10 protein-coding genes are annotated in these 12,256 nt (G+C 60.3%); 3 read left to right on the forward strand and 7 right to left on the reverse strand.

Translation table 11 applies throughout. The features are described 5' to 3' along the window. Window positions 1–157: 157 nt before the first annotated feature. Window positions 158–754 (reverse strand): DUF7344 domain-containing protein, encoded by a 597-nt coding sequence (locus B2G88_RS04125; protein ID WP_054862067.1) that lies wholly within the window; start codon window positions 752–754, stop codon window positions 158–160. Between the two features lie 871 nt (window positions 755–1,625). Between B2G88_RS04125 and B2G88_RS04130 the strand changes: the two genes are divergently transcribed. Continuing rightward, a complete protein-coding gene (locus B2G88_RS04130) occupies window positions 1,626–2,582 on the forward strand; it encodes a transcription initiation factor IIB (RefSeq protein ID WP_087714045.1) in 957 nt (318 codons plus the stop codon). A gap of 39 nt (window positions 2,583–2,621) precedes the next feature. Here the strand turns inward: B2G88_RS04130 and B2G88_RS19425 are convergent, their stop codons facing one another. Both B2G88_RS19425 and B2G88_RS04135 read right to left on the reverse strand, forming a co-directional pair. Then, complete coding sequence (locus B2G88_RS19425) at window positions 2,622–2,798, reverse strand: hypothetical protein (protein ID WP_176393172.1); 177 nt, start codon at window positions 2,796–2,798, stop codon at window positions 2,622–2,624. 46 nt (window positions 2,799–2,844) lie between these two features. Further along, window positions 2,845–4,578: a methyl-accepting chemotaxis protein gene (locus tag B2G88_RS04135; protein ID WP_087714046.1), complete on the reverse strand. Its 1,734-nt coding sequence runs from the start codon at window positions 4,576–4,578 to the stop codon at window positions 2,845–2,847. Window positions 4,579–4,720: 142 nt separating this feature from the next. Between B2G88_RS04135 and B2G88_RS04140 the strand changes: the two genes are divergently transcribed. Then, on the forward strand, window positions 4,721–6,679 hold the full coding sequence (locus B2G88_RS04140; protein WP_087714047.1) for a DEAD/DEAH box helicase: 1,959 nt from the start codon (window positions 4,721–4,723) through the stop codon (window positions 6,677–6,679). A gap of 3 nt (window positions 6,680–6,682) precedes the next feature. Here the strand turns inward: B2G88_RS04140 and B2G88_RS04145 are convergent, their stop codons facing one another. The 3 genes from B2G88_RS04145 to B2G88_RS04155 form a co-directional block, all read right to left on the reverse strand. Next, a complete protein-coding gene (locus tag B2G88_RS04145) occupies window positions 6,683–8,077 on the reverse strand; it encodes an ATP-binding protein (protein WP_087714048.1) in 1,395 nt (464 codons plus the stop codon). Between the two features lie 99 nt (window positions 8,078–8,176). Continuing rightward, window positions 8,177–8,494: a hypothetical protein gene (locus B2G88_RS04150; RefSeq protein WP_054862068.1), complete on the reverse strand. Its 318-nt coding sequence runs from the start codon at window positions 8,492–8,494 to the stop codon at window positions 8,177–8,179. Between the two features lie 178 nt (window positions 8,495–8,672). Continuing rightward, the gene (locus B2G88_RS04155; RefSeq protein ID WP_054862069.1) at window positions 8,673–8,852 is read right to left on the reverse strand and encodes a hypothetical protein; all 180 of its coding nucleotides are present in this window, start codon (window positions 8,850–8,852) and stop codon (window positions 8,673–8,675) included. A 161-nt stretch (window positions 8,853–9,013) separates the two neighbouring features. Here B2G88_RS04155 and B2G88_RS04160 point away from each other — a divergent pair, with 161 nt between their 5' ends. After that, the gene (locus B2G88_RS04160) at window positions 9,014–11,038 is read left to right on the forward strand and encodes an ATP-binding protein (RefSeq protein WP_087714049.1); all 2,025 of its coding nucleotides are present in this window, start codon (window positions 9,014–9,016) and stop codon (window positions 11,036–11,038) included. A 6-nt stretch (window positions 11,039–11,044) separates the two neighbouring features. Here the strand turns inward: B2G88_RS04160 and B2G88_RS04165 are convergent, their stop codons facing one another. Next, window positions 11,045–12,172 carry a DegT/DnrJ/EryC1/StrS family aminotransferase gene (locus tag B2G88_RS04165; protein WP_087714296.1) on the reverse strand — a complete coding sequence of 376 codons (1,128 nt, stop codon included), beginning with the start codon at window positions 12,170–12,172 and terminating at the stop codon, window positions 11,045–11,047. Window positions 12,173–12,256: the final 84 nt, after the last annotated feature.

The following is a 12,256-nucleotide window of genomic DNA, read 5'->3' on the forward strand; positions in this document are numbered from 1 at the left end:
ACGGTCGCCGGGAGCCAACTCGACCTATGAGCGCCGTGAGTAAAAGTTCTTCTCGAATTGATTTGATAGTGAGTCACTCCCAGCAATCGGTGCGAAACCGTCGGAACGTGAAGTTGCGGACACCAATCAGTGAACAGGCGACGTCGTGACGGAGCCGTTAATCGATGCGTGAGAGTTTTCCGTTGACTGTCTGTTCGCGCTGGTGGTTTAGCGTTGCATGAACGGCTGACAGGCCAATGAATGCGGCAATGACAACGCCAGCTACTGCAAGGGGAGACACAGCAGAGAGAAGTGGCACGCCTACCAGCGATGACCCGAGAACGGTCGCCCCAACAACGCTGGTGACGGCGTACCAGCGGTCCCACCGATCTTGCTGATGGGAGTCTGTATCGAGATACATCATCAGCAAGTCAGCGTTATCTGACAGTGAGATCAGTCCGCGATCCTGGTCGTACTCAACGATACCCGCATCGTCCATCTTCGGCAGATGTGTCTGATAGAGTGCAACATAGACCCGCTTTCGCTGATCGGAACTGAGCGCGTTGACGTCCGTATCGTTCTCCCAGGCAGCGATCTGTTCGGCGAGTTCACCGAGTGTCACAGTCTCTTCTGCCTCGAGGAGATACGTCAGGACTTCGCGACGACGGCGATTCTTAAGCAGTTCGAAAATGACGTCCTTTGAGAGGGATTCGTCGTCGTCTTCGGGGGCTGACGAGGCGAGTTCATCAGGGAGGGAGGTATCGACTGATGACATTAGTTTCTGCCTCCGTTAGTCGGTGTTTTGAGCTGATTCATTGTCATGTAAATGTTGGAGAGCCGTCGATAGTCGAAATCGGGGGTTGGGGACGACCTACCACCGTGCTGTCGGTCTAACAGCGGCCGCTGTACTTCCGAACGGCGATTCGTAGTCACGATTGACACACCAAGTTGTACACCAACACTGAAACTCTTAAACACGGCCACGTTTCGCACCGGCTGCAAAGTCGGTACGGACCGACTTCTTGCTTGTGGTGGTCCCCAGCTTGAGTCCCGAGGAACCGACTGGCGAGTCGGCGGGGGAGTATCGTCGGCATAGCAGGTGCTTGCAGGCGTGTATCGCCAGCGTACGGACGAGGCAGGTGATTTGAGGAGTGGGTGAGGTGGGGACATACTATACGGTGCCGAGACGGAATTTGAACGAACGTTTGTCCCCACCGACATAAGTGCGATTGACGGTTCGACACCGAAATGAGGATTTACACGGTGAATTGCTGATTTATGCGGAGACCGCAACGGAACGATGAATAGCATTCATGATGTGTGTTCACGTTGTTCGCACTGGGTCGAAGTGATCTAGCGGGGTTGCTTCGCCCGATGACAATCGATGGGACACAATCTCGACGCGAGTCCTGATCGTTTGAGCGGACGATCAGGGCCTTCGTGTCGTTTTCTATAGGGTATTCAAGGCACCAGTACTGTGTGGACAGTCTGTGGTAATTGGTGGGTCCGCAATCGTGATTGTAACGTACGAAGTGCTGGCACGAGGTATATATACCTGCTATGCAGAAACCGGCATTCGTAAGTCGGAGTTTCTTGTGAAACCATGTGAGCCCCTTACAGTGTCAGCACGGGTTGGAAACCTACTGATGACACAGTCCGTTATCAATAACGCCAGAAGTGAGACCACAGAGACGGCGGCTGAGCTGTGTCCCGACTGTGAAACCGATACGATAATTCACGATCCGGATCGCGGCGAACGCGTCTGTGAAGAGTGTGGGCTCGTTCTCACCGAAGACCCAATCGACTACGGCCCCGAGTGGCGGGCGTTCAACGCCCAAGAACACGATGAACTCTCACGCGTGGGCGCGCCACTCACCCAATCGATGCACGACCGTGGCCTGACGACGACTATCGATTGGCGCAACAAAGACGCCAACGGCCACACGATGTCCGCCGACAAGCAGGGCCAAATCCACCGACTCCGGGTCTGGCAAGAACGCATTCGCACCAAAAACGCAGGCGAGCGCAACCTGAAATACGCGCTCTCAGAAATCGACCGCATGGTCAGCGCACTCGGCGTCCCAGACCCTGTCAAAGAAACGGCAAGCGTCATTTACCGCCGCGCACTCGAGCAGGATCTCATCCGCGGCCGATCAATCGAAGGTGTCGCGACGAGCGCACTCTACACGGCCTGCCGTAAGGAAGACATTCCGCGCAGTCTCGAGGAAGTAACCGCTGTTTCCCGCGTCGATCAGCGAGAGATTGGCCGGACGTATCGCTATATTGCCGACGAACTCAACATCAATCTCGAGCCGACGAATCCGCGCCAGTTCGTGCCGCGATTTTGCTCGGAACTCGACGTTGGCAAAGACGTCGAGACGATGGCCGTCGAGATCATCGACGAGACGACCGATCAGGGACTGCACTCGGGCAAGTCACCGACCGGTTTCGCCGCCGCAGCGATCTACGCTGCTGGCTTACTCTGTGAGGAGACGATTCCACAACGCGCCGTCGCAGAAACTGCCCAGACAACCGTCGTCACTGTCAGAAATAGGTACCGCGAGCAACTCGAGGCGATTGATCGGTCACCGGCGACGACGTGACTGCGTGGACTCGAGAACGCCGTTTTTCTCACCAGGGCACTACATTATCGACCGTTCGTCACTGCCGTAGGTCTCTTCGTCGACCAGTGCGTGGAGGTTCGCATACGGGACGAACGCGACGAACTCATCGTCTTCGTCGTAGAGTTCGAGTCCCTGTTTATCTCGCTCGTATCGTTCACAGACGATCTGGCCCTCTGGAAGGATGGCGCGGAGCATACCTATAGATAGGACGGCCAGCCAGATATAGCTTCGACCACTTGGCCTACGACTGCTCGACCGTGAACGCCGCAACCTGACTGTTGAGTTCCGTGGCCGTCTGCGAGAGCGATCCTGCCGCATCTGAGAGTTCGCCGATTGTGGCAGTCTGTTCCTCGGCGGCCGCCGCCACACTGGTCGTCTCTTGGAGTGTCTGCTCGCTTTGGTCGGTCGCGTCGTCGACCATCGCCACGACCTGCTGGCTCGTGGTCGCCTGTTCGTCCGTCGCGTCGTTGATCGACTGCACGCCCTCGTTTGCCTCCTGGACGCGATCTGCAACCGTCGTCAACACTGACAGACTCTCCGCAATCGTCTCCGTTCCATCGAGCAGTTCCTCCTGCATCGACTGGACCTCCGCCGCGCTCGCTCGAGCAGATTCCTGAACGTCGGTGACGATGGCGTCGACCTCGGTCGTCGCGTCGCTCGTCTCTTCCGCGAGCGAGCGGATTTCGTCCGCGACGACAGCGAATCGGCTGCCGTCGCCGCCCGCCCGTGCCGCCTCGATTGAGGCATTGACTGCAAGCAGGTTCGTTTCCTCCGCGATGCCATCGATCAGATCGGCGATGTTGCTCACCTCGGCCAGTTCCTCGTCCAATTGCTCGATTCGGTCGACAATTTCCGTAGATCGGTCCTCGAGTCGCTCGAGTGCGTCCAGTGCCTCATCTGCTGTCTGTCGGCCGTCTCGAGCGCTGTCTGCGGCGTGATCTGAGACCTCGGCGACGCCGTCTGCAGTCGAAGCGATTTCCTCGATTGTTGCCGAGAGCGCACTCATCTCGTCAAGCACGCCCTCGAATCGGTCGTTTTGCTCGTCGGTGGCGCTCGAGATTTCATCAGCTGACTCGCTCACCGCTTCGCTCGCGCGTTCGATCTCCGTGATACTCGTCGAGACCTCCGTTCCGACGTTGTCGACTTCGTCTGCCAGTGACTGAATCTCAGAAATCGTCGCCTCGAGATCGTCGAGCGTCGCGTTCAGTCCGGTCGCGATGTCGGCCATCGCATCGTGGTCGCTCTCGAGTGAGACACGCCGGGTGAAGTCTCCCTCGGCGCACTGCTGGAGGACGGCACGAATTCGTTCGGCATCGGCCTCGAGGGCTGCGTTTCGCTGTTCGACACGCTCGCGCTGGCGTTCGATCCGCTCGCGACTCTCCTCGAGGTCATCGATCCGGCTCTCGAGGCCGGTCTGCATCCTCTCGAGCGAGTCGCCGAACTCGCCGGGGACACGCTGGGCGAGGACGGATGCGTCAAACTCCTCGCGAGCGAGCGCATCGGCCTGCGCCGCAACGGTCGTCAGCGAGTCATGCATGTCGGTGAACGACGCCTGTAATTCACCGATTTCGTCGGCCTGTGTGGGGTCGGCCGGGCGCTCCTCAAGGTCGCCGCTTGCGATTCGGTCGGCGTCTGCCCGCAGGCGCTCGAGCGGGCTGATCACGTCTTCGCGAGTGATCACCAGCGTGTTGACGAAGGCGGCGACGGCGAGGACGAAGACGACGCCCGTCAGTGCGATCTGTGCCGTCGGGAACACGGCAAACGCCTCGGTCGGTCCGAGAAAGACGATGGGGAGCGCGAAGACGGCAAGCGTCGAGCAAAACTGCAAGACGACTGCGGCCATCATCTTTCGCTCGAGGCTGTCGGCGATACCCAACCTGTCCATCGACGCCCAGAGCAGGGACTGATATCGTCCCCGGATGCTCGAGGGGCGCTCTCCGTTCGGACCAAGGTGGTCCGTCGTCGACGTTGACATGCAGATGAGACTCGCCGAATGGAACCTAAACGGGTCGGGAGTTCCCACAGCGTAGTAATACCGTGGATGGCTAGCCGTCGCTGTAGGCACACACGACCGGCCAAGCGAAATCGGTTTACTCGCGCCGCTGGTAGGCTCGGCAGTGACTGACGAACGTTCGACAGCGCCGTCGGCGTCGCCCTCGTCGACAGACGAGCAGACCGAGGAGACCGACTCGGCTGCCGAGTCGACGGACAGCGAGGACGAACTGACGATTGCAGACTTTCACGAGGCCAGCCAGCGCGAGGGCACTCCGGTGCTCACCGCCGGCGCAGTGGCCCGAACGCTCGAGTTGCCCCATGACACGGTACACGAGCAACTCGATACCCTCGCCGAGCGTGGCGACCTTGAGCGCCGCTCCGTCTCGAACGATCCGGTCGTCTGGTATCCGAGTGAACTCGAGGACCTGACCGAGCGCGAGCGAGTCGTCGTCTTTCCGAAACGGCGCGAAATCGTCGTCGACCGGCCGGACCAGTTCACGCGCGCCCAACTCGCCCAGTTCGCCCATCTCGAGGATGCAAACGGCGAGGAGGGGTATCGCTACGCGCTCAGACCCGAAGATATCTGGCAGGCCCCCCACGACAACTTCGCGGACCTCGCGCGAACGATGCGCCAGGCACTCGGCCAGCGATCCGACCCGCTCGAGGAGTGGGTCCAGAGCCAGTGGACCCGCGCCCACCAGTTCCGACTCTACACGCACGACGACGGCTACACCGTGCTCGAGGCGGAGACACCCGAGGTCATGGGCAACGTCGCCCGGCAGAAATTGGACGAGGAACACGTCCACGCCCCCATCTCGGAAACCGAAGATTGGGTTCACGAGGGCTCCGAGGCCGCGATCAAGCGCATTCTCTACGAGGCGGGCTACCCCGTCCAGGATCATCGCGACCTCGAGTCGGGCGACGGGCTCGAGATCGACCTCGCGGTGTCGCTTCGGGACTATCAACAGACGTGGGTCGACCACTTCGCCGAGTCGGGCGAGGGCGTCTTCGTCGGCCCACCAGGAAGCGGGAAAACCGTGGCCGCGATGGGCGCGATGGCACACGTCGGCGGCGAAACCCTGATTCTGGTGCCGAGTCGCGACCTCGCTCGCCAATGGGCCGAGACGATTGAGGAGTACACGACGCTCGAGTCCCACCAGATCGGTCAGTATCACGGCGGTCAGAAGAACGTCCGCCCCGTCACCATCGCGACCTACCAGATCGCGGGGATGGATCGCCACCGCTCGCTGTTCGACGACCGCGAGTGGGGACTGGTGGTTTTCGACGAGTGCCAGCACGTTCCGAGCGACGTCTACCGCCGGAGTACCCGCCTGCAGTCCCGACATCGCCTTGGCCTCTCGGCGAGCCCGATCCGGGAAGACGACCGGCAGAAAGAGATCTTCACCCTCGTTGGCCCACCAATCGGCACCGACTGGCAGGCCCTCTTTGAGGCCGGTTTCGTCGCCGAACCCGAACTCGAGATTCGCTACGTGCCGTGGGGCGAGGACGAACAGCAAAACGCCTACGTCTCAGCTGAGGGCCGCAAGAAGTACCGCATCGCCGCCGAGAATCGAGGGAAGATCGACGAGGTTCGCTATCTGCTCTCGGCTCATCCCGACTCGAGGGCGCTCGTCTTCGTCGACTATCTGGATCAGGGCCACGAACTCGCCGACGCGCTCGAGGCACCCTTCATCAGCGGCGAAACGCGCCATCACGAGCGCCGCCGGCTGTTCGAGGAGTTCCGGCGCAACGAACGCGACCTACTGATTATTTCTCGAGTCGGTGACGAGGGGATCGACCTCCCGACGGCGGATCTGGCGATTGTCGCGTCCGGACTGGGCGGGTCCCGTCGACAGGGCACACAGCGTGCCGGCCGGACGATGCGCCCCGCCGGCGGCGCGCTAGTCTACGTGCTCGCGACGCGTGGCACGCGCGAGGAGGATTTCGCCCGCCGGCAACTCCAGCACCTCGGTCGAAAAGGGATGACCGTCCGCGAACAGACGGTCGAGCGAACGGATGAGTCAGCAGACGAGGACGATGACGCGCCACAAGAGGAAGGCGACTCGAGCGACGCGGCGTAGGCGTCACCGGTAGGCGTTCACGATGTCCGTCGGGGTGAATAGTGAGATGTCGTCTCGTTCTGCAGCCGTCTGTTGCAACCCCTCAGAAAAGCCGGATCGACAGAAACAGCAGTACTGCGGTGTCGACTCGCCACCGTTCGGTGGCGTCCACCGAATCTGTGCGGTGCTGCGCTCGAGGTCGGCCAGATCACCCTCATCCATTGGTCGGGTTGTGTACTTACACTCGCCAGCGACGAGCGTGCCATCGCCGCCGAGTCCGACGACATCGAGTTCGTGGTGATCGTGCCACCAGTAGCCGATGCCGTGATACGTTTTTGGGACGAGTTCCGGGAGCGCTTGCTGGCACACTCGTTCGAACATGGTGCCCATATAGGACGAGAACGTCGGCTCGACGAGTTGCTCGTAGGCGTCATCGCCAAGTTGGGCGAGTTTTGCTTGCTGCCCGTAGACGTACTGGAACCAGAACTGAAACAGCGGTTCCCGGAGTCGATAACGACTCTTTCTGGTCGTTTGCGGATTCGCCGTAACCGGGGTATCTCGTTCAATGAGTCGCAGTCGGCGGAGCTTCGAGAGGTACGAACCCACCGAATTCGATTCGATTCCAGCGAACCCGGCAATTTCACTCACCTCGCGTTTGCCCGTGGCGATGGCCCGAAGAATCGTATAGTAGGTTTGTGGGTCCCGAATGCCAAACTCCGTCCGAAGGAGGAACTCGGGTTCGTTGTGCAAGACGCCGTGTTCCGACAGAATATGTGTCTGGATATTTTCCGCGAGGGTACTCGACTGCGTCAGCGCCTGTAGATAGTACGGCGTTCCACCGAAGACGCCCCACGACCGGATGATCGAGTCAGGTTCCGAGTTCGGATAGAACCGCCGCGCGTCCCCAAACTCGAGCGGTGGTAAGTCAATTGCCCCGGTTCGTCGACCGTACAGCGGACTGCCGCCGCCCAGCACTTTCTCTTCCATGATGCTGATCGACGAGCCGACGAGAACGAGCGTCATCGACGTCTCCTCGAGGTGCATGTCCCAGACTCGCTGGAGTTTCGACGGCAGGGACTCATCCGATTCGATTAGGTATGGAAACTCATCGAGGATAACGATAGTATCCTGCTGGCCGAGCGTTCGCAACACTGTCTCCCAGTCGCGTTTGAGATCCTCGATGAGGGGAACCGTCTCGCTGGCCGTTTCGACGAAGTCCTCGAGTTGGACGGCTGCAGTCTCTTCGGTTGCCTGCCAGTATACGGCATCGTCGCGCTCACCGATTGCCTCACGAACGAGTGCGCTTTTGCCGAGTCGGCGACGCCCGTACACAACGAGCAAATCGGCCGTCTCCCGGTCAAACCGCGACCGCAACAGTTCGAGTTCGTCCTCGCGATTGACGAACTGCGGATGGGACATACACACACTCCGAGGCCACAGACGAAAATACTGACGATTAGCTTAATCGTGATTAGCTTAATCGCGATTTTACTATCTGCTCTCGTGACGGCGTTCGTGTTAGCCCACCTCCATCACCGGCGGCGCGTCCGGTTCGACCGCTTCCACTCGGTCGACGCACTTCACGCCGAACCCGTCCTCGAGGGCACGCTCGCAGCAGGCGACGGTTTCGGCGTCGGTGAAGGCCACTCGAGCGTCGAGTGCGACGGTCGTATCGTTGAGACTTGGTGAGACCTGCTTGATGTCGACATCGGCGACGTGGTCGACGGTGTCGACGCGTTCGACGACGACCAGTGCGCCGTCGGCGAGGCTCCCCGTGGCGCTGAGTGGAACGCGAACGGTAAGCGATACCTCGACCTGCAGTGTGAGTGCGGTCATAGGTCCCCGTCGAGAGTCGAACTCGACGCTCGAGCGCTGGTCGGCGCTCGCGTGGTGGCCAGTACACTACGGGGACGGCATCCCCGCTGGCCGGACGTAGAACACGCAGACGGGACCACCCGTCAGCGGTGAGAGACTCCGAAAAACGGCGTCATCGGTTCCGTCCGGCCAGCGACGATTATACGGCGCGGACGGACGCGATTGCGACTCCAATCGAACTCGAGTGGAGTGCGTGACCGAGATCCCGTCCACGGCCGATGGCCTCGAGCCAGGTGCCGAGGCCATAACGGGTGCAACGCCCACTGCTCGCCGCGAGTGCAAGCAGGCCATTGTGGCGAGTGAGCGTTTTCGGGATCATCGATCAGCGAACCTGTTTCAACGATTATGCGCAATTGACATAATTGTTGTTGTAGTGTGTGCACACCCACCATGGTATCGCCCATGAGGCCAACGTTCAAGGGACCGCGTTCGAACTGTATGTAGCATGAACGACGCGGCCCCGCTCGAGGTGAGGATGCGGTGAGCGACGACGAGCAACGGAAGGTTCTCGTCGGCGAGACGGACGACGGCCACGACCTGTGGCTCCCCGTCGTCGAACTGCTGACCGGACGCGGATTCGTCACCGGGAAATCCGGGTCTGGGAAGTCAAACACCGCCTCGGTGATCGCCGAGGAACTGCTCGAGGCTGGCTTCCCCCTCCTGATCATCGACACGGACGGCGAGTACTACGGCCTCAAAGAGGAGTACGAAATGCTCCACGCGGGCGCGGACGAAGAGTGTGACATTCAGATCGGCCCCGAACACGCCGAACAGATGGCGGCGCTTGCACTCGAGGAGAACGTGCCGATCATCCTCGACGTGTCGGGGTATCTCGACGAGGGCGTGGCGGACGAACTCATCAAGAAGGTCGCCCAGCAGCTGTTCGTCAAGGAAAAGAAACTGAAGAAGCCGTTCTTGCTCGTCGTCGAGGAGGTTCACGAGTACATTCCCGAAGGTGGCGGCGTCGGCGAGACGGGCAATCTCCTGATCAAGATCAGCAAGCGCGGCCGGAAACACGGCCTCGGTATCGTCGGCATCAGCCAGCGCCCCGCCGACGTCAAGAAGGACTTCATCACGCAGGCGAACTGGCTCGTCTGGCATCGCCTAACCTGGGACAACGATACGAACGTTGTCGGCCGAATTATCGACACCGAGTACTCGGAACTCGTCTCCGAGTTGGGCGACGGACAGGGGTTCGTCCAGACCGACTGGACAAATGTCGAGGTCCAAAAGGTCCAGTTCCGGCGCAAACGAACCTTCGACGCCGGCGCAACGCCGGGACTCGACGACTTCGAACGACCCGAACTCAAGTCCGTTTCGGAAGCGCTCGTCGGCGACCTCCAGAACATCTCCGAGCGTAAAGAACAGGAAGAAAGTCGCATCCTCGAACTCGAGAACGAACTCGAGAAAAAAGAGAAACGCATCGAGACCTTAGAGGACGACCTCGAGTCCGCACGCGATATTTCGAACGCCGCAAAGCAGATGGCTGATGCGCTGACCAAGCCCGAACTATTCCAGACGCAACTGCCAACGGGTGACGACGGCGAACGCCGACTTCACGACGAAATTCTTGCACTCGAGGACGAACGCGACGACCTCGAGGAGACCCTCGAGACGCGCGACCAGCGCATTGAAACCTTGGAGGGCGACCTCGAGTCGCGAGCGGAGACGATTCGTCGTCTTCGCGAGGTGAACCAGAGCCTTCGCGAGCAACTTCAGGAGTTGGCATCGCGGGCGGCGGCCAACGAACTTGACGCTGATGCGGCCGAGGAGATTCTCCAGGTGAGTGGCGATCCACTCGAGTTCGGCTATACGGATGTCGACAACGAAGACGATGATTCGGAACTGGTGGTCGCCGGTCAACAGGATGGAGACCGCGCCAGCAGCGCACGCGGGACGGACGCAACTGCCGGGCCACTTTCGGGTTACGAAGGTGGCAACTGGCCGACCGTGAGTCGTGAACGGAATCTCGAGCGTGACGAGACCAACGACGACTCGATCACAGTCGCTGGCGAGGATGCAGCAACTGACGACGACCGTCAGGCAGCAACCCGTGGCTACGCCGACCTCACCCACGCCGACAGCGAGCCAGACTCGAGTCAGGGCGCAGACTCCCGACCTCGAAGACGGACTCAAACTGCGAGTCCATCGGGACAGTGGTCGACAGCGATTTCGACGCTCGCCGACCGCCTCGAGACAGAGTCAGTCGACACCGAACTCGAGCGTGCAAGCGAGCGCTCGCAGTGTTCACTCGAGACGACCGAGGCGATTCTCGCCGTTCTCGTCCGCGAGGGGCCACTCGAGGTTGTGCCGCTTGCCGAACAGGTCGACCGGTCGACTGTCGCCGTCCAGAGTCTCCTCTCGGAGTTGCGAAGTGAAGGGCTCCTCAGTCGGACCGACCAGCGAACCTACGGCCTCGAGGCGGACGTTCGGTCAGCGCTCGTTCCCCCCGAGGATGAGCCAGTAATGTCTGGTGAGGATAGCGGAGATGAGCAAACGAATTAGTCACCGTCAGCGCCGAAGCTGTGTTCCGACGTCTTCTATTGCGGCTGCATCGACGTGCTGGTGGACTGGCAGTGCGACGATTTCTCTCGAGAGACGGGTTGCCACCTCGTAGGCAGGGTCCTCGAGAACACTCCGAGAGAGTCGCGGCCAGTTGTATGCGCCGCCAGCCCCGGCGCGCTGGAGTTCCGTCAGGAACTGCTGTGGCTCGTCGGCTCGAACGGGCATCGCCTGCGGGCAGATGCCACGTGGCAGAGAGTCATAGACGAACTCGAGGTCGTCGCGGCTGGCGAGCAGTCGCTGCCAGGTCTGATAGTTCGTCCGGCGGCGGGTTCGAATCGTGTCTGGAGTCGATTCCTCGAGGATATGGGCAGTGAGTCGTGACATCTGTCGTTTGCCTTCCTCGTACCGTTCGTGTGGGCCGCCAACTGCTGGGGTGTCATCGTCCTCAGTTGCAAACATGGCATCGAGCGAGTCACGAATCGTTTCGTTCCCATCGAGGAGGTTCTGGACGACAGATTTGACGATAAACTGGCAGTCGGAGACGTCGAGTCCATCGCGAACGCCGGCAATCGGTGATGGCTGGAAGTTCTCGATGGTCTCAGCATCGTTTTGAAAGAGCACTGCGCCGTTTGGAACCGGCAGGAGTTTCCAGAGGCTCGTGATCCCAAGATGGCCACGGGTTCCGAGTAGTGTCCCATTGTCGACGCTCAATGGGGCATGAGCATTGTCATCAATGTGATAGCAGTCGTACTCATCGACGAGTCGGTGGAGTTCCTCGAGTCCGGGCTGTGGAAATCCGAAGTAGTTGACCGACATGATAGCCGCCGTGTTGGCGTCGATGCGTTGCTCGACGTCGACGAAATTCGGCGCGAACGAGGATTCGACACGATAGTATCGCGACTCGAGGCCGAGTTCGTGAAACGGCTCGACGACGGCATCTGGGACGTATGCCGGAATGAGGACGTTTTCGCCCGGTTCGACGAGTCCGGCGAGTCCGTCGCGCAGTGCTACCTTCCCTGCACCATAGAAGGTGTACGCTGCTGAATACTCTTCGAGGAACGAGTCGACGCCTGTTGGACTCGAGTGGTGTCTCGAGAGTGACCGGATCGACAACGATGGTCCTGCACTGATCATATGAGACAACGGTTCCCAGTCAGTGATCCCCCGATCATCAACCATACGCGCATTAGATCGTATAACCCGAACAGGACCTTTAGT

It is taken from the genome of Natronolimnobius baerhuensis, assembly GCF_002177135.1.
Classification (GTDB): domain Archaea; phylum Halobacteriota; class Halobacteria; order Halobacteriales; family Natrialbaceae; genus Natronolimnobius; species Natronolimnobius baerhuensis.

Coding starts and splice junctions, on each gene's coding strand:
- B2G88_RS19425 (WP_176393172.1), bottom strand. CDS start 2,798: ATGCTCCGCGCCATCCTTCCAGAGGGCCAGATCGTCTGTGAACGATAC.
- B2G88_RS04145 (WP_087714048.1), bottom strand. CDS start 8,077: ATGTCCCATCCGCAGTTCGTCAATCGCGAGGACGAACTCGAACTGTTG.
- B2G88_RS04165 (WP_087714296.1), bottom strand. CDS start 12,172: ATGATCAGTGCAGGACCATCGTTGTCGATCCGGTCACTCTCGAGACAC.
- B2G88_RS04130 (WP_087714045.1), top strand. CDS start 1,626: ATGACACAGTCCGTTATCAATAACGCCAGAAGTGAGACCACAGAGACG.
- B2G88_RS04135 (WP_087714046.1), bottom strand. CDS start 4,578: ATGTCAACGTCGACGACGGACCACCTTGGTCCGAACGGAGAGCGCCCC.
- B2G88_RS04125 (WP_054862067.1), bottom strand. CDS start 754: ATGTCATCAGTCGATACCTCCCTCCCTGATGAACTCGCCTCGTCAGCC.
- B2G88_RS04150 (WP_054862068.1), bottom strand. CDS start 8,494: ATGACCGCACTCACACTGCAGGTCGAGGTATCGCTTACCGTTCGCGTT.
- B2G88_RS04155 (WP_054862069.1), bottom strand. CDS start 8,852: ATGATCCCGAAAACGCTCACTCGCCACAATGGCCTGCTTGCACTCGCG.